Here is a 22,538-nt window from a genome sequence, read left to right as displayed (position 1 = left end):
AATTAGAGCGCAAAGGTAATGATTCTTACTTAATTACTTAGGAAACAACCAAAAGATTTAAGGAAAATTTAAAACCCTAAATCAATGAAGTAAGAAATTTTTATGGCAATATTGTCTTCAAATTTAGGTAATTGATTAGGACCATATCTAAAAAATGTAGTAATTCCCAATCCTCTAAAAAGTTTATTGCATTCCACACCACTTTCAATAAAACCTTTTTCTAAAGAGTTGAATAGGAAACCTAAATGTGCGTTTTCTTTATTAATTCCTCCCCAGGCAAACCTTGTTATAAAAGAAAACTCAGGATTTATTCTATAGGCAAGTCGTATTCTATTAAAGGTGTGTTTTAATTGTAATGATACATATTTATCAGAGAAGAATTCATTAAAATACATAGTTTCAAAACTGTTTTTACCAGCAAAAGTAATTCTTTGCAATAAGGCATCTCTGTTTAAATTGTTGGGTTGTAAACTATATAAATGAGTTAAAGGGACATCTCCAAATGCAATTCCTGTTTGAAACAATATTGAACTTGATTGTCCCGATAAATAGGGAATTTCATAAAATGTTTTAAAATCTACTTTTGTAAAATTGAAATCGTTATTCAATAATTTTGGTAGTGTTTGAGTAATTTGAAAAGAAAACTTTGGATGTCTTTTTTCAATTTCTATCCTACTTTTTGGTGTTTGCATATAATTACTAAATGGATTCCATTGTAATGCTAATTGCGCAGCTGTAATGTTGTATTGAGTATATGAAATAGCATTGTTTACAAACGTATAATCAAATTTAGGATTAATTTTACTGGTAGATAAAGAGAAGTAAGTGTCTGTTTTTGGAAAAAAGTTACTTTCTACAAACACCGAAGCATTTTGGTTTCCATAGAATGTAGAAATATTAATGGGTCTTGGATCGTATATTTTGAATCGTTTTGGATCGGTTGCAAAAGTAATTTGAGAAATTTCATTCAAATCGTCAGAATAGGAAGCGCTAATCCATGTTTCTGATTGAGAATCGATAAGGTAAGAAGGTGTTATTCCAAATTTAAATGCTTCATCTTTTATGCCGTAAGCACCATAAAAAGCAATTTTATATTTTTCGGAAACTTTATCATTGGTTACAACACCTAATCCTAGCCTAAAACCTTCATAATTGTTAAATTTAATCAAACTTCTTAAGTCTAAATCAACATAACTTATAGGGTAATAGCCATTTAATATTTTTTTACCCAAGAAAATTTTCCTTTCTAATTTTTTAGATTCAGATAGACTGTCTAATGAAGTGTAAGTTCTTAATCTTCTAGTGTCTATTGTGTCTTTAGCAAATTTTTTCCAATAGCTATCTTCTCTTTTTAGACCATCTTTTTCTATGGAAATTTTTATTCCCTTGTTTTTTATATTTAATCTTTTATCTAGTTCAATATCAAAAGGTATCGATTCAATCGTGAGATACACTTGATCGGTGGCATTAGAATTTGGAGAAGGATCTAGAGAGGAGCTAAACTTGATAGTGTTGCCCAAAATTTTTATATCGTCAACATTGTTGCCTTTTAATACGGTTATTTTTCTTTTCTTTGGGAACCATAGTTCTTCCTTGTCTTGATATTCAAAGGTGTAATCTGCATTAATATAAACTATACCATAAATTCTGTAATAGGCTCTAGCTATTGCAAATGTTTCCGCATCAATATAGAGTAATCCCCTTAATCGGCTGGATTTTAATTTTTTAGGTTGAAAAAAAACTTTGTAAGTTTTGCGATTTTGAATGTTTATGGAATCAACCATATAAAAATTATATAATCGACGACCATAATTTGAAATAGGATTTTGAACGGGAGTCTCTAATATTTCAAATGGATTTTCGTAAACCGAGTATGAAAATAAATTGAGGCCTAAATATTCATATAATGGTTCTTTAAAGCCTGCCATTCTAGTAGCTATAACCGTTTCTTTATATCCTTTTTTATTGTATTGAATGAGGTTTACTTTTTCAGTCTGATATAAATGATTTTTTTCAACTAGTTTTTTGAACTTGTAATTAGATGAATCTAATTTTATAATACCTTTACCAAAAAGGTTTCTTTTGTAAATAGGTTCAATTTTTCCGGAAATGGAATCCGGATTAGCAGTAACTAACAAGCTTTCATAGTTTTTGTATTGAAAACTTTCTAGTGCTTTTTCAGGTTGATTAAAACGCTTATTGTCGATTACTTTTTTTATTACTTTATTGACTTTATTGTCAGTATAAATCTCTACTTTTTCAAAAGTATTTAAATCGATGGCCATTTTTATTGTGACCAATTCTTGGTTAGGTGAAATGTAAACATTTTTGGTTTGATACCCTTTATATTTCACTGTTAATGGTTTGTCATATTGCGTTATGTCTAACTCAAATTTTCCTTCCCAAGTTGTTGTGATAGTTTTGTTTAGATATTCCACTTTGGCATAAGCTAATGGAACTCTACTGTCGATATCTATGATTTGAGCTTTTATTTTGTTTTGACCAAATGAGATAGCAGTACTTAGCAAAACAAACCAAAAAAAGATGTGTCTCATTTAAAGGCATTTGTTAAGTTACAAACTTACATAAATTTACTTGTTTTTTGTCTGCATAGAGAAAGATTAGAAAATCATTAACATTAAAAACAAAAAATCCTGAAAATTTTTCAGGATTTTTGAAAGTTTTATATTTCTACTAAATATTTAATTGCATTAAATACTTCATTGTTTATAGTAAATTAAATGATAGAAAATAATGATATCCACCTTGGTTTATCAAAATCCAAGAACCTAATTTATTAGTTTCAGGTTCAAATAATAAAACTCCTATTGGATTTTCAGGATCTTTTTTGTTAAAATAAGCAAAAATATTGTCGTCTTTTGTGTACATCTTTTCACCTCCAATAGTTGTTTGATTGCTTTTTTCTTCGTTGAAAGGGTCATAAATTTTATGTTTTTTATAAAATCTCACAGGTTTTGCGTCAAGATTTTCCAAGCCAATACTATCAACTGTTTTTCTGAAATAATAGAAAAGAGTATCAAATGCAAGAATTCTTCTTTCTTTTCGTTCTACTAGTGTATCATTTAAAACATTGTCAAAGTATATGTATTTTATAAATAAACTGTCTTTTGAGATTTCAGAATTTTCTTTTTGGTAAACATAATTGGCTAATGCTGTTAATTTAATATATTGAGCCTTTTCGTTTTCAGTCCAGTTTATGGAACTATTATTTTGTCCTAATACTAAGTTTGTAGTAAGTATAATAATTCCAATTAATATTTTCTGTATTTTGATTTTCATATTCATTGAATTTATTTTCATCTGGTTTTGTTAAAAAACTATTTATTTTTGAAAGTGATTTCACTAATACCATTTTTGTATCTTGAAAATATTGTAATAGTAAAATCTTCTTTTTCCCATATAATGTATAAAGGATTTTCTTCAAAAGAACCCTCTCTTAATTCTATGATGTTTTGTGTCATTTCTTGTCTAAATGTCTCATCTGTAGAAATGTGCCTACTAATTTCTTCTCTTTTTTCAATAACTTTAATTTGATTTGGATTTCCATATATTTCAATCAATTGGTCATAAAAAGCCCTATTAGTAACTCTAACAAAATGAACTGTAACTGATTCAATTATTTCTTTTTCATCCGTTTGAAATGAAACACAATTAAACGGTATTCCATAAAAGTTTTTATATATTGTTTCATTTTTATATTTAGTGTGATAAAATTTTTTTTGAAAAAGTTTGTTTTCAAAATCATCACCTAAGAAATGTAACAGTTGAAAAGTCTCTTCCTAATATCTTCTCAAAATTATTATTTTGCATAAATAATGAAGTTTTATAAATTAAAATAGTTAATAAAAGTTTCATAATATATTTTTATTAATTACAATCATATGGGTTACCTAGACCTAAAATGCTTGTTATATATGGAGCAGGGAAGTATTTCATTAATAATAAGTTGATAATACTACAATCTTACATAAATTTATTATGTTATCTATTTTTATTTGAATGTTTTATTTTTGCCAAGGGGTTTCGCCTTCCCCTTCTTTTACAGATATAATTTCATCAGAGAAAAAAATGTCTTTATCTATTTTTTTAATTTTTAACTCAATTTCAACTGTTTTATTTCTTTTTCTTAAATCATCTAATGTGTACAATTTAATTTTTTCATATTCATTTTTTGAAAGAAAGATAGTTTGTACATCGTTATTTACTTTGAGTAATAAATAAGGATTCCCTAAAACATTGTTATTTTTTAAAGTTTTGTAATAAGCTATTAATTCGTTATTGTTTTCTTCAACGTTTTTAAGCATATGTTCAATTTTGCTTATTTCTTCTGAAGACATTCCTGAAGGAGATGAAATGTTTACAAGTTTAAAAAACAAGTCTCCTTTAATTGTTTCTTGTTTGGAATTGCAGGATAGAATAACACAAACAATAGTTAAATAAATTAAATCTCTCATTTTTTTTAGTTACATGTTCCAGAATTTGATAAAGAATTTCATCTGATTATTTAAGTAAAAAATCCCGAATTTATTTCGGGATTTAATGTTTTCTATAAATGCTATAAGCTATACTTTCATGATTTCGGCTTCTTTAATCACTAAATGTTCGTCAATTTTTTTAATGTAAGCATCGGTTAATTTTTGAACGTCTTCTTCTGCTTTTTTGCAAATATCTTCAGAGGTACCGTTTTTTTCTTCTTTTTTAATATCGGTATTAGCATCTTTACGAGCGTTACGAATACCTATTTTGGCATCTTCTGCTTCTGCTTTTGCTTGTTTTACTAATTCGCGTCTTCTTTCTTCCGTTAATGCAGGAATGCTAATGATAATGTTTTCTCCATTATTCATTGGGTTTAACCCAAGATTCGCAATCATAATTGCTTTTTCAATAGGTTGTAACATATTTTTTTCCCAAGGAGTAACGGTTAATGTTCTCGCATCAGGAGCATTAATATTAGCTACTTGAGATAAAGGGGTTTGTGAGCCATAATAATCTACAAAAACACCACCAAGCATTTGCGGTGACGCTTTACCAGCTCTAATATTTAAAAATTCTTTTTCTAAATGAGCAATGGAACCTTCCATAGATTCTTTTGCGCTGTCTATTATAAAATTAATTTCTTCAGTCATTTTTTAGATATTTTAATTTTTAGATATTTTGATTCTTCGAATAATCGAAACATCAAGTAATCGAATATGTATTTATATTGTTACTGTTGTACCCACGGTTTGACCTTCACACACTTTTAATAAATTACCTTCTTTGTTCATGTCAAAAACAATAATGGGTAATTTGTTTTCTTGGCTAAGTGTAAATGCAGTTGTGTCCATTACATTTAATCCTTTTGCTAATACTTCTTCAAAAGAGATGTAATCAAATTTTACAGCGTTTGCATCTTTCTCTGGGTCAGCGGTATAAACACCATCAACTCTCGTTCCTTTTAAAATAACGTCAGCGTGCACTTCAATACCTCTTAGAACTGCAGCTGTATCTGTTGTGAAGTAAGGATTACCTGTTCCTGCACCAAAAATAACAATTCTTCCTTTTTCTAAATGTCTTGTAGCACGTCTTTTTATATAAGGCTCAGCAATAGCTTCAATTTTTAAAGCTGTTTGTAAACGGGTTTGCATACCTGCATCTTCTAAAGCACCTTGCAAAGCCATTCCATTTATAACAGTGGCAAGCATTCCCATATAATCTCCTTGAACACGATCCATCCCATTACTAGCACCTGCAACGCCTCTAAAAATGTTTCCACCACCTATAACAATGGCAATTTCTACTCCTTTATCGTGAATTTCTTTTATTTCTTGAGCATATTCAGCTAAACGTTTGGGATCTATTCCGTATTGTCTATCTCCCATTAATGCTTCTCCACTTAACTTAAGAAGAATTCTTTTGTATTTCATCAGGACGTGTGTTTATTTTGTGATGCAAATATAACTATATATCTACAGAAAAAAAATGTTGATACAATTATGCAGGAATTTCTGTTAAAGTATTTTTTGCTTCTGTGTAACCAATATTAAAAATGGTTTGCATTTTATTTTTATTGGTTTCAAAAGTACTGAAATTTGCTAATTCTTTAGGTTCAATAATATAATCACATAAACTGAACTTTTGATAATTGCCTTGCGCAGATAATAAATCAAAAGCTCTTGTAGTAACTGCTTTTATTGATTTCAAATCTTTACTTTCAATGTTTTGAATAGGGCTTACATATACACCTATAATGCAATCACAATGTCCTTGTAATAAATCGGTAGGGAAGTGATTTAAAATGCCTCCATCACTATATAATTTACTGTTAATTTCATAAGGTGTTAACATACCTGGAAAAGAAGCAGAAGCTAAAATAGCATCTACTACCTTAGTATTCTCATTAAAAATTTTTAATTTACCCTTAACCAAATCGGTTGCAGTAATTTTAACAGGAATAGGCAAGTCTCCTATTTTAGTTTCGCCAAAAACCGTATTAAAATATATTTTAAAAGAATCAGAATCAATAATTCCTGGTTTTTTCAAAGTAAAATGTTTCCAATTAAAAAAATAAATAGATTGAAAGAAAGATAAGATTTCTTTAGGGGTTTTCCCAAAAGCATACATAGCTGCAATAATAGCTCCAGCACTGGAACCCGATAAGATAGTAGGTTTAATTTTTGCTTCATCGAGAAATTGAAGCACACCAGCATGAGCAATTCCTTTTGATCCACCACCAGATAAAGCGATACCTATTTCTTTTGATTGAAAATCCATATGTTTTCTGTTTGCTTGTTTTGTTTTTTATATTTTGGATATTCGTTATGTAACTTAACGAACATATTATCTTCAAATTTAGCCTTAAATTTGTAAAATAAAAGAAAGAGATATGAAAAATATTATAGAAAAAGCATGGTTAGATTCGTATAACTATATAGATTATATGGCATTAGTTTCTAAACTCATCAAAGAAGGTAAGTCTACAGGCCACACGCAAAGTGAAGCTTTATTGCATTATTCTCAATTAAATGAAGCTAGAGTTAAAAGGTTAGATAAGACAATAGAAATTGATGTTACAGTTGCGCAAGCATTAAAAGAGATTGAGCAACCCTTAGATTGGTTAGTTATTGCCGAAGGTTGGTGTGGAGATGCGGCTCAGATTTTACCTATATTAAATAAAATGGCCTTACAAAATGAGAATATAAACTTACGCATTGTACTAAGGGATAATCATATTGATTTGATGGATTTATTTTTAACCAATGGAAGCCGTTCTATACCAAAATTAATTATTTTGGATGGTACTACTAAAGAAACTATTGCAGATTGGGGACCAAGACCAGAGCCTGCACGAAAATTAATTGCTGATTATAAAGTTAAACATGGAATAGTTGATGAACCTGTTAAAATAGAATTACAAAAATGGTATTTACAAGATAAAGGTTTGACTACACAACAGGAAATTTTAGACATAGTAAATGAATATTTATTTAAACCACAAGACACTTTTACACAAAGAATTTCTTCCTCAATTGAGTAGTACGGTAAGTTATTTCTAAAACATATACCCCTTTTGAAAGAATTGTACTAGGTGAGAAGGTTAAGGTATCACCTAGTACAAAATGTGTGTTAGCATAGATAAGTTTGCCAGTTACCGTGTGTACACTAACTTTTACATGGGTATTGATAAACTTTTTAAATGCCACATTAATTTGATTATTACTAATCGGATTGGGGAAAAGAAGGATGAAATCGTCGTCGACAGGTGGATTGAAAGATCCATTTCTAAAAATAGGTAAGGTTTCAAAATTATTTCCTAATACACTATTAGATTGCTCTTCTGTCATGCAAAGCCAATCTTTCATGATAGTTGCATAGAGTTGTTTAAAATCGTATTGCATAGGAACTTGATTGTTTACGGTAGCATTTTGGGGCAAATTTGGAGAAGAACCTATCATTCCAGAAACGGGTTGTTCGGTTCCTATAACATTGGCAACACCAGTATTTAAAGAACTTCCAAAGAAAATAACTGGAGCACTTGAACCATGATCGGTTCCTAAACTATCATTACTTTTTATTCTGCGTCCAAATTCGCTAAAAGTCATTCCTGTTACTTTATCTGATTTTCCCATTTTTTTTAAATCGGATTGGAATGCACCAATAGCTTTTGATAGGAGGGCTAGATTTTCGGGTTGTCTTCCTAATTTTTTATCCGACTCCATAATTTGGTTTTCATGTGTGTCAAAACTATTAGGATGATTAACGATATATATAGGTGTTTGTAAGCCACCATTAATTAATCTAGCTACGATTTTAAGTTGAGCCGCTAATTTGTCATCAGGATATGCTGTAGTCTGCTCTTGAGGAACATTGTAAGCTGTTTGAATAGTTTCTTTATATGCATTACTTTGGTCTTTCATTAAGCGAAGAAAAGTGAGTTCTAAACCATAATCTGTATTAGGTGCTGGATCGGTAGTTTCATTAATTACATTTAAGAGTTGATTAGGGTCAGGAGCACTATATCCCATATTAATATTGGGGCCTTGTAATGAAAAGGGTAGTGTTGAACCTATTTGTATGGCTAACGGGTCTCTCATATCACTATTTGGATAAGCTTCAGGAAAATTGGGATACATTTCATCTAAAGCTCTTCCTATCCAGCCTGTATCTAAAGTTTCATCACTTTGCGAAGCAGTAAACCAAATATCAGTAGCTCTAAAGTGACTGTAACTGGGGTTAGGATAAGATACACCTTGCACAATCATTAATTCTCCGAGATTGTACAATTCTTGTAGCTCTGGCATCGCAGGATGTAGGCCAGTTGTTAAATTGTTATTTAATGTTAATACTTCATTCTCATTAAGTAAAATATTGGGTCTAGCATTTGTTAATTCAGACCATTTATCTCTTGGGAACACCATATTTAATCCATCATTTCCACCACTCATTTGAATGATTACTAAAATTTTGCCACAATTCGCAGCTGCATTAGCTAAAGTTCGCAAATTACTACTTTCAAGATGGGAAGAAGCTAAAACAGGTATTTTATTAAATAATAATGGTGCAGCAACTAAAGCAGATGTTTGAATAAATTTTCTTCTTTTCATTTTTTCAGTTTTACATTAATTGAAATTCAGCTAATTGAATAATAGTTAAAAACAAACCGTTTAAGCGAGTAGTTACTGCTAATTTATAGGTTTCATTAGTAGGGTCTTGCATATAATTATTCCAAGCTTGTGTCCAATAATAATCGGTAGCTTGACCCGTTAATAAGTTTTGAATTTTAATATTGTTTTTTTGTTCAGTACTTAAATCTATTGGTAAAAGATATTTTACACATTCGTCTACTAATAAATTAGGATCTGAGCAAATTGTATTTGAAAACTGTTGTGCAAAAGCTAATGTGTCTGCTTTAATTTTTGTTGTTAAATCATTGTGTGTAAAGGTTATACCGTAAAAAATATACGAGATGTACGCAAAACGTTTTTGAATCGTATTGGAATTGATCCAATATTCATGAAAAGATGGGTTTTGATAAAATGCTTGCCAACCCGCTACATTTGGAATACTACCCATGCTTTGCTCCATATCGTCTAATAAATTATCTAATCTTTGCCACACATAATATTGTGCGTTATAATTATTAGTGTCTGAAACAGTAGTGTTGATATTTAATGTTCTAATAAAACCGATGAATAAATCTAAAGGAGATTTTATATATACTCCTCTATTTGCCATATCATAAAAATGTTGGCTTTTAAATAGTTTTTCTAAGACAGGAAGAATTTCCCAATTGTTTGCTACAAAATGTTGTGCTAAAGGTTCGATCACATTAGTTTCAATATATGAATCAATATCATAATAAACAAAAAAACGATATAATCTTCTACAGATGTATTGAGAAACTACTTCAGATTTTGAAAAAATCATATCAATAAAATCATCTAACTCTTGTGCGCCATTATTAGCTATTGTAGTATTGTTAAAAAAAGGAGAGAATTGCTTGTTACTTTCGTCATGTTTATTTGGAACAAATTCTGTTGTTGGGTTTGGAGTATTTAAATTCTGAACCCTCCAACCAGTTAGTACTTTTGCAGCTTCAATAACATCGGGTTGAGAATATTGACTATTAGAACCTTTCCCTAATGTGAAAAGCTCCATAATTTCTCTAGCAAAGTTTTCGTCAGGTGCCGTTTTTGTATTAGCTTGATTGTTTAGATAATACATCATAGCAGGTTGTGTTGCTATGCTACGTATTAAAGATTTAAAATTTCCACCTGAAAAATCCCTTAAATTTTTAATATATAAATAACAAACACGTGCTGTATTTCCTGAAATATGTTCATTAGAACTTGCTTTGATAAAATTAAAATCTACAGGTATAAAATGGTACCAAAAAAGAACCATTTTTTCTCTTATAGTTACATCCTGACTCATAGCTAGATTTGTCATCCAAGCTTTGAGACTTTTCATTCTTTCTCTATCAGTATTATCTCCAGTATTATTGTCTACAAAAGGATTAGTTGTCCAATCTTCTCCATAAGGGAGATTGTTTTCGTCAGGTTCGTCTAATTCATAATTGTTTATTGGGGGTAAAGGGATTGAGTAATCTATATTTAAAACCAAATCAACTGCTTGATTCATGGATAAATTAGAAATAATGTCTAAATCTGTTTTTTTAAATCCAAAACCAGTTCTTTTTAAGAGATGAATAGCTTGTCTATCTGTCCAAGTACCAGTATATTCATTAAGACCAGATGTAACTGGATTAACCCTTTCTAATTCAGAATTACTTTTTTCTTCTAATTTCTCTTTTTTAGCATAAGTTCTTCGACCATTAAATACTTTTCTTGAATATTTTTGGAATAAAGGATCTGTTTGTAGGTTATTATTAGAATTTAAAAAAAGTTTTCTTAAAAGTGTTCTACGAGTTAGGGTATTGTTTCTCATAAGTACCAGCTTTTTTAGAAGGTTAGTAAAGAAACAAAGAAAAACTATCTTTTTTGTATTTTAACCCCTTTTTCTAGGGGTTGTTGATTAGGCCGTTTTTAAGCTTTTAAAAATTAAATAAACAAATACCGACGTTAATACTATATACTTTGTCGATTGAATTATTTACTTTATATCCATGAGAATTACCTTCAATAAATAAACAAATGCCTTCAGCTGTTTCTATGCCAATACTTCCTTTTTGATAGGTACCTTGTAAATTACCTCTGCCAATAGCAAAGGATTTTCCAATGCCATATTGTAAGGTAATTCTTGATTGATTCCCTATTTTAGGACTTAATCTAAAGTTTGTAAAAATGGGAGTAGCTACTAATTTATAACTACTATAGAAATCTAATCCTGAATTGGCACTTATACCAATCCACTTATTATAATGAATGCCGTATCCAAATTTAGCTCCAATACCATCGGGAACAAACCAATTGTTGTTTTCTGATCCATCTGAATAAGATTCGCCTCTGTTTTTATTTCCTTTTAGTGGAACAACTAAATCAAATTGTGTATAAGTGTTTTTTTTAGATGAGGTTTTATCTCCATTAATCGTAGTTTCTACTTGACCAAAACTACATTGATAAATAAAAAGAATAAAAAATAAAATTTTAAATTTCATATGTCATATTTTTTTCAAAATCTAAAGGCGAAACACTGTTTGAAACGTTATAATTTCCAATTTTGGTTCTTCTTAATGCCGTTAAATGACCTCCCGATTGTAATGCTGTCCCAAAATCATAAGCAATAGAACGAATGTAAGTTCCTTTGCTACACTTAATTCTAAAATCTATTTCAGGTAATGCAATTCGAGTAATTTCAAATTCATAAATAGTAGTTTTTCGGGCTTTAATTTCTACTTCTTCACCCGCACGAGCATGTTCATATAATCTTTTGCCATCTTTTTTAATTGCGGAAAAAACAGGTGGCTTTTGATCAATTTCACCTAGAAATTGATTGACTGTTTGGTGAATTAATTCTTCTGTAACATGTTGCGTAGGAAATGTTGCATCAACTTCGGTTTCTAAATCATAAGAAGGTGTCGTAGCACCTATAGTTATAGTGCCAGTATATTCTTTTTCTTGTGCTTGAATTTCGGTTATCTTTTTTGTAAACTTACCGGTACAAATAATCAATAAACCAGAGGCAAGTGGATCTAATGTTCCCGCATGGCCAATTTTAAATTTTTTAGGTAAATTATAATGTTTTTTTAATAAATATTTTAGTTTGTTAACCGCCTGAAATGAAGACCAAGTTAAAGGTTTGTCTATTAAGATAATTTGACCATTTTGAAAATCTTCTGCAGTCATTAGATAATAATTAATTCTTTAATGAAAAAGTGAATAATCAATATTGCTATTCCAGCAACTATTCGGTAATACCCAAATATTTTAAAACCATGTTTTGTTAAATAACCAATGAAAGATTTAATTGCGATTAAGGCTACAATAAAACCAACCACATTGCCAATTAATAACAGTTGTGTTTGATCTTGAGTTAATTCAAACCCAGCTTTATAATAGTCATACAATTTTTTAACAGTTGCGCCTAGCATGGTGGGTATGGCTAAAAAAAATGAAAATTCAGCTGCGGTAGTACGAGATAGTTTTTGACTCATTCCACCCACAATACTTGCTCCACTTCTCGATACACCAGGAATCATGGCTAAACATTGAAAAAGACCAATTTTGAATGCCATATAATAGGAAATCTCTGTGTCTTCTGAATGATCAAACCAATCATCTACTTTTAATAATATTAATCCCCCAAAAATTAGAGAAATGGCTACAACAATAGGGTTTTCAAGTAAACTATCAATAAAATCATTTAATAAAAGACCAAAAAATACTGCAGGAATAAAACCAACGAATAATTTAAAATAAAAATTTAAACTTTGAAAAAATCTTTTAAAATAAAGAACAATTACAGATAGAATAGTTCCTAGTTGTATAACAATAGTGAAAAGTTTAGTAAAATCTTCTTCAGCAATTCCAAAAAAAGAAGAAGCGATAATCATATGCCCTGTTGAAGAAACAGGTAAAAATTCGGTAATTCCTTCTATAATTGCAAGGATAATAGCTTGTAGTGTATTCATAATTTTACAAAAATATGTTTTTTTATCATAGTTTTGTTGTTTTTTTGTAGTTTAGAAATCGCTATTGAGAATCTTTTTTAGAATTAGATATAATGAGAATTAACATTACTATTTTTTTCATTTTGTTTTTCCAATTTTTAACAGCTCAAAATTCTGATATTAAAGGATTTGAGGTTGTTAAAGAAAAAGTAGCTGAGCGCTACATGAGCGATCCTCTGAAAGTGAAAGAGGAGGCGCGTCATTTTTATAATAAGGCAAAAACCAATGAAGAGAAAATCATTTCATATCGATTTTTAGGATATTTCTATGATCTTGCTGGAAATGCAGATTCGGCCAGATTCTTTTTTCAAAAGCAATTAGCTTATTCAAAGCAGTATTTTTTTGCTAAATCATATTATTATCAAGCAGTTATTGATTATGCAAATTGGGGAACAGATTATGTGGATAATCATGTTTTAATACAGGAATTAACACAGGCACTTTTAAAAATTAACGAGATAGAATTTCCTCAACAAAAAGGATTAATGTACATGTTGATGGGAGATTTACTTCTAAGAGAAAAACAATTAGAAAAATCCAGTGAATATTATGATAAATCGTTTAATCTTATTCAAGGAAAAATAGCGGAACAAAATTATTATTTAAGAAAAAGTGAAATTGCACTCGAAAAAGGAGATTACATAGAATCAAGAGAAAATTTATTAAAAGGATTTGCATTATTTGATGAAAAAGAAGTGTTTGAATATTCATTGTATCTCAATAAATTAGGGTATGTTTACCTATTGTTAGGTGATATAGAGAACTCTAATCAATGTCTCTATGAATCTTTGCATTATCAAAGAGAGAAAGGTTTCTCAAATTTATTGTCTAGTACTTACTTGAATTTAGCACATTTAGCTAAAGTTGAAAAAAATGAAAGATTAATTAAATTTAATTTAGATAAAGCACTAGAAAATAATCAAGGAAATATTCAGGTTTTAAAAGATATATATTTAGCCTATAAAGATTATTATTCTAGTCAAGGTGATTTTATCAATGAACACGAAAGCTTAGTTAAATTTGATAAAATTAACGATAGTATTTTTGATGTTGAAAAAGCCAAATTAGGAAGCGATTTAGAATCGCGATTTCAATTAAGAGAGAATAAAAAAGAATTAGCATTAAAGGAGAAAATTATCCAAAAAGAACAAAACATTAAGTCGTTATTTGTTATTGGTTTTGGAATAGTTACTGTTCTGTTAATTGCTTTGATTGTTGTTTATTTTAATAAATTAAAAACACAAAAAAAATTAAGAAATAACCAAAAATTATTGCATGAAGAGCAGTTGAAATCCATGTTAGAAAATCAACGAACAGAAATAATTAAAGAAAAGATTAAAGCTAAATTAGAAGAGCGTTCTAAGTTGTCTTTAGAATTACACGATGGTATTGCGAATGAAATAGGTGCTTTAAAAGTGGCACTTACTAATGATAATCTGGATGCAACCAATATTAATTCGGTTGTTAATAAAATTGATAAACTATATAATGAAGTAAGAGATTGGTCTCATGATTTGAACTCAGATAAAATTTTGGATATAGAATTTTCTCAACTCATAAATAGTTTGTGCTTGATTGCAGAGAAAAAAGGAATAAAAATTATAAAGAATATATTAATAAACGAAAAAATTAATAACTTAGATGACTCTATCTTGCTGAATATTTATAGAATTTTACAAGAAGCTATGAACAATGTTTTAAAACATGCTAAAGCGTCAGAAATTCAGTTGGATATTATTCAGTCGGAAGACGAATTGTTTTTGGTTATTAAAGATAATGGTGTAGGATTTTCTAAAAATAGCTCAAAAACGGGTATTGGATTAAAAAATATTGAAAAGAGAATTGAAATGCTTAAAGGTAAATTCAATATTGTATCTTCAGAAAATGGAACTATTTTAGACATAAAATTACCTTTATAATGCTACAAAAAATATTATTGGTCGACGATCATAAAGTTTTCGCAGAAAGTATAGCTTCGGTATTAAGAAATAAATATGAAGTAATTGAAGTTTCTTCTGTAGAAAAAGCATTGCAATTAGTCAATTCTTTTTCACCCGAATTAATCATTTCCGATTTGCAACTACCAGAACAAGATGGATTCTTCTTAATTAAAACATTAAAGAGTAGAAATATAACATCAAAAATATTAGTGCTAAGTAGTTTGGCTAATCAAGCTACTTTTCATAAATTAATGCAATTAGGAGTAAACGGTTTCTTAAATAAAAATGTTTCTAGTATAGATCTATTAAACGCTATTCAAAAAATTCTTCAAGGAGAATCTTTTTTTCAAGCGGATATTTATGATGATTATATTAAAAATTTTAAATTAAAATCAGATAAATCTAATGAAATTACTCCTCGAGAAATAGATGTGCTGAAATTGATTATTGAAGAAAAAACAACTAGCGAAATTGCTGAAATTCTAAGTATATCTAATTATACTGTAGAAGGTTATCGGAAAAATTTACTGTATAAAACAGGTGCCACAAATGTGGTGGGGCTAATAAAATATGCCATGAAAATTAACTTAATTTAAAAAAAAACAAATACCCCTGAAACTAGGGGTATTTGTTTTTTTAAAATACACTTACTTTGTAACAGCAAGCAAATAAACAAACAAAATAGACAACAATTGGGCAATTGTAGATTAATTAAGAAGCACCTTTAAATGCCTATGCTTATTTAAGGGTGTTTTCTTTTTTAAAGTTAAACACAACCCCCTATTTTCAGGGGTTGATAATGAAAATTAAATGCTTTCATTTGTACTATACAAACAAAAAAACAAACAGAGTTATTAAATAATTGTAAATTAGATTGGAAAGCACCCTTATTCAAAATTGATTAAGGGTGTTTTTTTTAAAAAAAACATTTCCCCCTTTTTTCGGGGGTTTTTAAACGATAAAAAAGCATTTACTTTGCTTTACAAACAAACAACAAGTGACAACTGTAAATTAAATTAAGAAATACCCTTAAAATGAGTTAAGTTTTAAGGGTATTTTCTTTTTTTATACTTTTTATTATAAAAAATAAAAAAACCCCTTTTTTCAGGGGTATATAAAAAGTTTAATTGCACTTAATTTGTATCAACAAACAAATAAACAAACAAATAAACAAACAAAAAACAAACAAAGCACAATTGGGCAACTGTAAATTAAATTAAGTAACACACCCTTGAACTTCTGTTTAAGGGTGTTTTTTTATTTTTCTTTTTTAAAGATGGAATAAATAACAATACCAAAGCCAACTAAAACTGTTGTAGGTGCTAAACGAATCCTTCTAAAATTAAAGATGTCCGCATTCCAAACATTTGGGTCTTCACTACCGCCACCACTCATTAATATAAAACCTAGTGCAATAACTGCTAATCCTATTAATAAAAAAGTATAATTAGCTTTTCCAAATAAAAAATCAGGTTTGTTTTCTTCGTTCTTGTTTTTCATATTTTAATTTCTTTCTAAATAGTATTATATAATTTATTGAGACGAAATCTAATAAAGATCATCTGTTCTTAAATTTAAAAAACGTTGAGTAGCAAAAAAGGTACTAATAGAGGTAATAATAATTCCTATAATTAGCACACCACTAAATACAATAGTTAAAGATACATAATCTTTTAGTAATCCTAAACTAGGTAAATAATCATCTACATAATACATAAGTGCAACTAAGGCAATAATAGCCAAGCCAGATCCAATTAATCCTAATTTAATACTTCTCCAAATAAAAGGTTTTCTAATAAACGATTTGGTTGCGCCAACCATTTGCATCGTTTTAATGGTAAATCGATGTGAATAGATAGACAAACGAAGCGAACTGTTTATAAGTAGCATAGCTACAATGGCTAGGAAAGCGCTAATAATCAACATCCATAAACTTATTCTTTTTATATTGTCGTTAACTAAATCTACTAGTTGCTTATCATAGATAATTTCAGAAACCATTTCGTTTTTCTTGATGTCATGCTCAATTTTCTTAATGCTATCTGCTACAACATAATCTCCTTTTAAATTAATATCAAACGAATTTTGTAAAGGATTAAAGCCTAAAAAAGACATAAAATCTTTTCCTACAATGTCAACATTATGTTTGGCTGCACTATCTTTATGTACAAAAGCATATTCTTTAATATAACTTGCGTTTTTTAATTGTGTGTCAAAAGCATTCAAAACACTATCTTTTGCTTCATTTTTAAAAAAAACAGTCATGGGAATATTTTCTTTAAAATCATTTGTTATTTTTTTTGAATTAATTACAAATAAACCTAAAGTTCCTAATAAAAAAAGAACTAAAAAAATACTTAACACAACCGAAAAGTAAGATGAAATTAAACGTCTTTTGTTATAATTTTCAAATGAAGATGCCATAAATTTTAAAATATGAGGTAAAAATAGTAAAGAAATTTTGTTTACATAGAATATCACAACAAAGTTTTAACTTTAATATTTTAAAATGTATTTTTGTACCAGTTTTTTTAAGGAGTAGAAAAATACTCTAAACTTTTAAATTTTACATCTAAAAATGAAATATTTTCATAACGAAATCGAAGCCAAATGGCGTAAATATTGGGCAGATAACCAAACTTTCGCTGCAGAAAATCCTACTGAAGCCTCTGGTAAACCAAAATATTATGTATTAGATATGTTTCCTTATCCATCAGGAGCTGGTTTACACGTGGGCCATCCGCTAGGATATATTGCTTCTGATATCGTTGCAAGATATAAAAGACATAAAGGTTTTAACGTGTTGCATCCGCAAGGATATGATTCATTTGGGTTACCAGCAGAACAATATGCGATTCAAACGGGGCAACATCCAGATAAAACGACCAAAGAAAATATTGCACGTTACCGTGAACAATTAGATAAAATCGGATTTTCTTTTGATTGGAGTAGAGAAGTACGTACTTCAAATGCCGATTATTACAAATGGACACAATGGATTTTTATCCAATTATTCAATTCGTGGTACAATAACGATACGAATAAAGCAGAAGATATTACTACTTTAATTGCATTATTTGAAAAAGAAGGGAATGCTACTGTCAATGCAGTTTGTGATGATAATATTGTTGCTTTTTCTGCAGAAGAATGGAATGCCTTTTCTTCAGAAGCACAACAAAAAATACTATTACAATACCGTTTAACCTATTTAGCAGAAACAGAAGTAAACTGGTGCCCCGCATTAGGAACGGTTTTGGCCAATGACGAAATTGTAAATGGTGTTTCGGAACGTGGAGGACATCCGGTTATCCGTAAAAAAATGACACAATGGTCGATGCGTATTTCTGCGTATGCCGAACGCTTATTACAAGGTTTAGAAACTATCGATTGGACCGAATCTTTAAAGGAATCACAACGCAACTGGATTGGAAAATCGGTTGGAGCAATGGTTTCTTTTAATGTCACTTCGAGCGGAGTCGAGAAGCCTCTTCAAATCGATGTGTTTACCACACGTCCTGATACGATTTTTGGAGTTACGTTTATGACCTTAGCACCAGAACACGATTTAGTGGCTAAAATTACAACACCAGAACAAAAAGAAGCGGTTGCAGCGTATATCGAAGCGACTTCAAAACGTTCGGAAAGAGAGCGTATGGCCGATGTGAAAACGATTTCTGGAGTATTTACAGGAGCGTATGCCGAACATCCGTTTACTAAAGAACCCATTCCCGTTTGGATTGGGGATTATGTGTTAGCAGGTTATGGAACAGGTGCAGTTATGGCAGTTCCTTGCGGAGACGAACGTGATTATGCGTTTGCCAATTTCTTCAAAGGGACGAAAGGTATGCCTGAAATTAAAAATATTTTCAATCAAGATATTTCGGAAGCCGCTTTTGGAGCCAAAGAAGGTTTTGAATTAGTGGATTCGGATTTCTTAAATGGTTTAGGATATAAAGAAGGAACCAAAAAAGTAATTGAAGCTCTTGAAAAAATAGGGCAAGGCAAAGGAAAAACCAATTACCGTTTGCGTGATGCCGTTTTTTCAAGGCAACGTTATTGGGGCGAACCTTTCCCTGTTTACTACGTAAATGGGTTACCACAAATGATCGATTTGAAACATTTACCTATCGTTTTACCAGAAGTAGAAAAGTATTTACCTACAGAAGATGGACAACCGCCTTTAGGAAACGCAACGGTTTGGGCTTGGGATACAGAAAAGTTATCAGTTGTCAGTTGTGAGTTAATAGATAACGTTAAAGTTTTTCCTTTAGAATTAAACACCATGCCAGGTTGGGCCGGTTCGTCTTGGTATTGGATGCGTTATATGGATGCACACAATGAAAACGAATTTGCAAGTAAGGAAGCCTTAGCGTATTGGGAAAATGTAGATTTATATATAGGAGGGAGCGAACACGCAACCGGACATTTATTGTACTCTCGTTTTTGGAATAAATTCTTAAAAGATAGAGGTTTCGCACCAACCGAAGAACCGTTCAAAAAATTGATTAATCAGGGAATGATTTTGGGAATGAGTGCTTTTGTGTATAGGGTTCATACTTTAAATAAAAAACCAATATTTGTTTCAAAGAATTTATTTTCATTACAAGAAAACATTATAAAAGGAGTTAAACTCAAAGATTTAGGTAATATAAAATTTGATGATGATAAATTAGAAAGTGAGTTAGAATATAAAATACAAGCACTTCACGTAGATTTATCATGTATCAATGATATTACCAATGAATTGGATATTGAAAAATTCAAAGCGCATCCTTTATATGCAGATTATAAAAACGCAGAATTTATCTTAGAAGACGGGAAATACATTGTTGGTCGCGAAGTAGAAAAAATGTCGAAATCGAAATACAACGTGGTCAATCCAGATGATATTTGTGAAGAATATGGTGCTGATACCTTACGTTTGTATGAAATGTTCTTAGGGCCATTGGAACAAGCTAAACCTTGGAATACTGCAGGAATTACAGGTGTGTATGGTTTCCTTAAAAAATTATGGCGTTTGTACTTTGATGATAATGGTTTGATAGTAACCAATGACGAACCTACAGCAGAAATGTACAAATCGCTACATAAAACGATTAAAAAAGCGACAGAAGATATCGAGAACTTTTCTTTCAATACTTCGGTTTCCCAATTTATGATTTGCGTGAATGAGTTGGCCCAACAAAAATGTCACCACCGTGCTATTTTAGAACCTTTAGCAGTTGTGTTATCTCCTTATGCACCTCATATTGCAGAAGAATTGTGGAGTGCTTTAGGTCACGAAGGATCGATTGCGAAAATACCGTTTCCAGTTTTTGAAGAAAAATATTTGGTAGAAAGCGAAAAAGAATATCCCGTTTCATTCAACGGAAAAATGCGTTTTACAATGAAATTACCATTGGATTTAACCGTAGCACAAATAGAAGAGATTGTAATGGCAGATGAAAGAACGCAAAATCAATTGCAAGGAAGAACACCTAATAAAGTAATTATCGTTCCAGGAAAAATTATCAATTTAGTAGGATAGATTTTTTATCTTTTATAGTAAATCCCAATCAGACTGAAATAGTTTGTTTGGGATTTTTTTATTGAAAATTCTTATAAAAAAGCATGAAATATCTAAAAAAAACCTTAAAATTAGATTTTTACACAATAAAATTGCTTTTTTTTCATTATCCTAAGTAAAGCAAACAAAACAAACAAATCTATCATGAACAAACTATCAAAAAAATTGATGGCTACACTGGCTATTTTTAGTGTTGTCTTTTTCCAATTACATGCTCAGGAAAACGAACCGCAAATTATTTCTAATTTACACACTTTAATTACAAAATCATCAAGTTATCAAAACTATAAGGTGATTGATAAGGCGGCTATTTCTGGTTTTCAAAATACGTTGAAAAACTATGTTGCTAAGCAAGAGCAAATGATGAGTAACTTACATCAAGAAATAGCTGAAAATAAAAAAAGCAGCATTGTTTTACAAAATCAACTTCAGGAACTTAAACAAACTAATGAGTTATTGAATGAAGAAAAAGCCAGTATTTCATTTTTAGGAATACAAATAAGTAAGGAAAATTATTCGATAACTATGTGGGTTTTGTTTTTAGGTGCATTAGCCATAGCAGGAATTTTGTTTTACAAATTTAAAACAGCAAACACAGTAACTCATCATTCGAGAACTGTTTTAAAAGACTTAGAAGAAGAATTTGAATCTTACAGAAGAGTTTGTATAGAAAGAGAGCAAAGTTTAAGAAGACAATTATTTGAAGAAGCGAAAAAAAACAGAGAATTTAAAAACGTTTCTTGATGCATTTTATCATTTCTTTTTGTAACATTTTTTATTTTTTGCGTATAATAAGTAACTCAAAATTTTAAAAACATGGAAAGAAGAAATGTTGGAAAATTAATTATTAGTGTATTCTTTTTTATTTTTCTATTTGTCGCACTGCTTATGTTTGGTTTACCAAGATATAATGTTTGGCAACAAGAAATGGCTGGAAAAGCAGAAATGGCTAAAGCAGAACAAAACCGAAGAATTTTGGTAGAAGAAGCCAAAGCTAAATTAGAAGCTGAAAAATTGAATGCACAAGCAGAAATTGAAAGAGCCAAAGGTATGGCAGAAGCCATGCGCGTAGAAAATGGAACATTGAGTGAAACCTATAATCAATATTTGTTTATTCGTACATTAGAAAAATTAGCAGATAAGGGTGATTTACCACAAATTATTTATGTTCCTTCCAATGGATTATTACCAGTTATGGATGTAAATAAGGCAAAAATGCCTAATTAAATTTTAAAAAGAATGGCTGTTGTAAAGACAGCCTTTCTTTTTTATAAGAGAAGTTTTTATCTTAAAAGGACACATACTTTTATTGAAAAGTAAAAGAGTTCTTTTGAAGATAATTTTCATTTTATTTTAGCAATAAAATGGGACATATCCACAGCATCCTGTGTTTTTGTTAAAGATTCCTTGTAACTCATTTACACAGTATTCTTTTGTAACACCACAAGCTTGTAACCAGCATCCATTAGCTCCACCGTTTACTTTTTTTAGTTCATCGCTTTTTAATTCTTGAACTCCTTTTAAATTTAAAATTGATTTTTTCATAATTGTTTAAAAAATTAAATTAATAGTTCCCAAACACTTTATGTCAATTGGGATTTTGACATTATTTTTAAATTCCAATTTTTTATGGAAATCTTTTTTATTTCTAAAAGATTAGAAGCATTTTATTCAAATGTACCTTATAAGATACTTTATTACAATACCTTAAGATAAGTGATTTTTTATACCTGATATCAGGATGTTTTTTGGATTTAAATAATTAAAAACTTGAATAAAAGATTAGATTATTTGCAAAAAAAGGTGCTCATTTTTGAGCACCTTATTTAACAAAACAAATTATAATAGTATAAATTAAAAACTATTATTCCTTATGATATTTCCATAATGAATTTCTTATGGA

Annotated in this window: 21 protein-coding genes; 6 read left to right on the top strand and 15 right to left on the bottom strand. The window is 29.7% G+C overall.

What is annotated here, in order from left to right:
- Positions 1–68: 68 nt before the first annotated feature.
- The 7 genes from HALO113_RS07840 to HALO113_RS07810 all read right to left on the bottom strand — a co-directional run bounded on the left by HALO113_RS07840 (position 69) and on the right by HALO113_RS07810 (position 6,774).
- Positions 69–2,555: a DUF5686 family protein gene (locus HALO113_RS07840; protein WP_159778496.1), complete on the bottom strand. Its 2,487-nt coding sequence runs from the start codon at positions 2,553–2,555 to the stop codon at positions 69–71.
- Positions 2,556–2,727: 172 nt separating this feature from the next.
- Positions 2,728–3,300, bottom strand: a complete 573-nt coding sequence (locus HALO113_RS07835) for a hypothetical protein (RefSeq protein ID WP_159778495.1) — start codon at positions 3,298–3,300, stop codon at positions 2,728–2,730.
- Between the two features lie 38 nt (positions 3,301–3,338).
- Positions 3,339–3,581, bottom strand: a complete 243-nt coding sequence (locus HALO113_RS07830; protein ID WP_159778494.1) for a hypothetical protein — start codon at positions 3,579–3,581, stop codon at positions 3,339–3,341.
- Between the two features lie 444 nt (positions 3,582–4,025).
- Complete coding sequence (locus HALO113_RS07825; protein ID WP_159778493.1) at positions 4,026–4,475, bottom strand: hypothetical protein; 450 nt, start codon at positions 4,473–4,475, stop codon at positions 4,026–4,028.
- 108 nt (positions 4,476–4,583) lie between these two features.
- Positions 4,584–5,147: a ribosome recycling factor gene (gene frr / locus HALO113_RS07820; protein WP_159778492.1), complete on the bottom strand. Its 564-nt coding sequence runs from the start codon at positions 5,145–5,147 to the stop codon at positions 4,584–4,586.
- 72 nt (positions 5,148–5,219) lie between these two features.
- Positions 5,220–5,927: a UMP kinase gene (pyrH, locus tag HALO113_RS07815; protein WP_159778491.1), complete on the bottom strand. Its 708-nt coding sequence runs from the start codon at positions 5,925–5,927 to the stop codon at positions 5,220–5,222.
- A 67-nt stretch (positions 5,928–5,994) separates the two neighbouring features.
- On the bottom strand, positions 5,995–6,774 hold the full coding sequence (locus HALO113_RS07810; protein ID WP_159778490.1) for a patatin-like phospholipase family protein: 780 nt from the start codon (positions 6,772–6,774) through the stop codon (positions 5,995–5,997).
- 112 nt (positions 6,775–6,886) lie between these two features.
- On the opposite strand from HALO113_RS07810, the gene HALO113_RS07805 reads away from it, so the two are divergent.
- Entirely contained in the window at positions 6,887–7,537 is a 651-nt protein-coding gene (locus HALO113_RS07805) for a thioredoxin family protein (RefSeq protein ID WP_159778489.1), read from the top strand.
- On the opposite strand, the gene HALO113_RS07800 is transcribed toward HALO113_RS07805, so the two are convergent.
- The 5 genes from HALO113_RS07800 to HALO113_RS07780 form a co-directional block, all read right to left on the bottom strand.
- Positions 7,506–9,104: a DUF1501 domain-containing protein gene (locus tag HALO113_RS07800; protein ID WP_159778488.1), complete on the bottom strand. Its 1,599-nt coding sequence runs from the start codon at positions 9,102–9,104 to the stop codon at positions 7,506–7,508. The genes HALO113_RS07805 and HALO113_RS07800 overlap by 32 nt on opposite strands.
- Positions 9,105–9,114: 10 nt before the next feature.
- Complete coding sequence (locus HALO113_RS07795; protein ID WP_159778487.1) at positions 9,115–10,947, bottom strand: DUF1800 family protein; 1,833 nt, start codon at positions 10,945–10,947, stop codon at positions 9,115–9,117.
- A gap of 106 nt (positions 10,948–11,053) precedes the next feature.
- A complete protein-coding gene (locus HALO113_RS07790) occupies positions 11,054–11,617 on the bottom strand; it encodes a hypothetical protein (RefSeq protein WP_159778486.1) in 564 nt (187 codons plus the stop codon).
- Positions 11,607–12,305: a tRNA pseudouridine(55) synthase TruB gene (gene truB, locus HALO113_RS07785; RefSeq protein WP_159778485.1), complete on the bottom strand. Its 699-nt coding sequence runs from the start codon at positions 12,303–12,305 to the stop codon at positions 11,607–11,609. Before truB ends, HALO113_RS07790 begins: the two co-directional genes overlap by 11 nt.
- Positions 12,305–13,090 carry an undecaprenyl-diphosphate phosphatase gene (locus HALO113_RS07780; protein WP_159778484.1) on the bottom strand — a complete coding sequence of 262 codons (786 nt, stop codon included), beginning with the start codon at positions 13,088–13,090 and terminating at the stop codon, positions 12,305–12,307. Before HALO113_RS07780 ends, truB begins: the two co-directional genes overlap by 1 nt.
- A gap of 92 nt (positions 13,091–13,182) precedes the next feature.
- Here HALO113_RS07780 and HALO113_RS07775 point away from each other — a divergent pair, with 92 nt between their 5' ends.
- Positions 13,183–15,048, top strand: coding sequence for an ATP-binding protein (locus HALO113_RS07775; protein ID WP_159778483.1), 1,866 nt, complete (start codon positions 13,183–13,185; stop codon positions 15,046–15,048).
- Positions 15,048–15,665, top strand: a complete 618-nt coding sequence (locus HALO113_RS07770) for a response regulator transcription factor (RefSeq protein WP_159778482.1) — start codon at positions 15,048–15,050, stop codon at positions 15,663–15,665. Before HALO113_RS07775 ends, HALO113_RS07770 begins: the two co-directional genes overlap by 1 nt.
- 661 nt (positions 15,666–16,326) lie before the next feature.
- On the opposite strand, the gene HALO113_RS07765 is transcribed toward HALO113_RS07770, so the two are convergent.
- Together HALO113_RS07765 and HALO113_RS07760 are read right to left on the bottom strand one after the other, a co-directional pair.
- A complete protein-coding gene (locus HALO113_RS07765; RefSeq protein WP_159778481.1) occupies positions 16,327–16,569 on the bottom strand; it encodes a DUF3098 domain-containing protein in 243 nt (80 codons plus the stop codon).
- Positions 16,570–16,617: 48 nt separating this feature from the next.
- Entirely contained in the window at positions 16,618–17,493 is an 876-nt protein-coding gene (locus HALO113_RS07760; protein WP_159778480.1) for an ABC transporter permease, read from the bottom strand.
- Positions 17,494–17,647: 154 nt separating this feature from the next.
- On the opposite strand from HALO113_RS07760, the gene HALO113_RS07755 reads away from it, so the two are divergent.
- The 3 genes from HALO113_RS07755 (at position 17,648) to HALO113_RS07745 (ending at position 21,862) form a co-directional block, all read left to right on the top strand.
- Complete coding sequence (locus HALO113_RS07755) at positions 17,648–20,596, top strand: leucine--tRNA ligase (protein WP_159778479.1); 2,949 nt, start codon at positions 17,648–17,650, stop codon at positions 20,594–20,596.
- A 183-nt stretch (positions 20,597–20,779) separates the two neighbouring features.
- On the top strand, positions 20,780–21,379 hold the full coding sequence (locus HALO113_RS07750) for a hypothetical protein (RefSeq protein WP_159778478.1): 600 nt from the start codon (positions 20,780–20,782) through the stop codon (positions 21,377–21,379).
- A 72-nt stretch (positions 21,380–21,451) separates the two neighbouring features.
- A complete protein-coding gene (locus HALO113_RS07745; protein ID WP_201297585.1) occupies positions 21,452–21,862 on the top strand; it encodes a hypothetical protein in 411 nt (136 codons plus the stop codon).
- 126 nt (positions 21,863–21,988) lie between these two features.
- Here HALO113_RS07745 and HALO113_RS07740 read toward each other — a convergent pair whose 3' ends face one another.
- The gene (locus tag HALO113_RS07740; RefSeq protein ID WP_159778477.1) at positions 21,989–22,180 is read right to left on the bottom strand and encodes a hypothetical protein; all 192 of its coding nucleotides are present in this window, start codon (positions 22,178–22,180) and stop codon (positions 21,989–21,991) included.
- Between the last annotated feature and the right edge of the window lie 358 nt (positions 22,181–22,538).

It is taken from the genome of Flavobacterium sp. 9AF, from assembly GCF_902506265.1.
Taxonomy (GTDB): Bacteria; Bacteroidota; Bacteroidia; order Flavobacteriales; family Flavobacteriaceae; genus Flavobacterium.
This window is presented reverse-complemented; position numbering and strand designations above follow the sequence as displayed.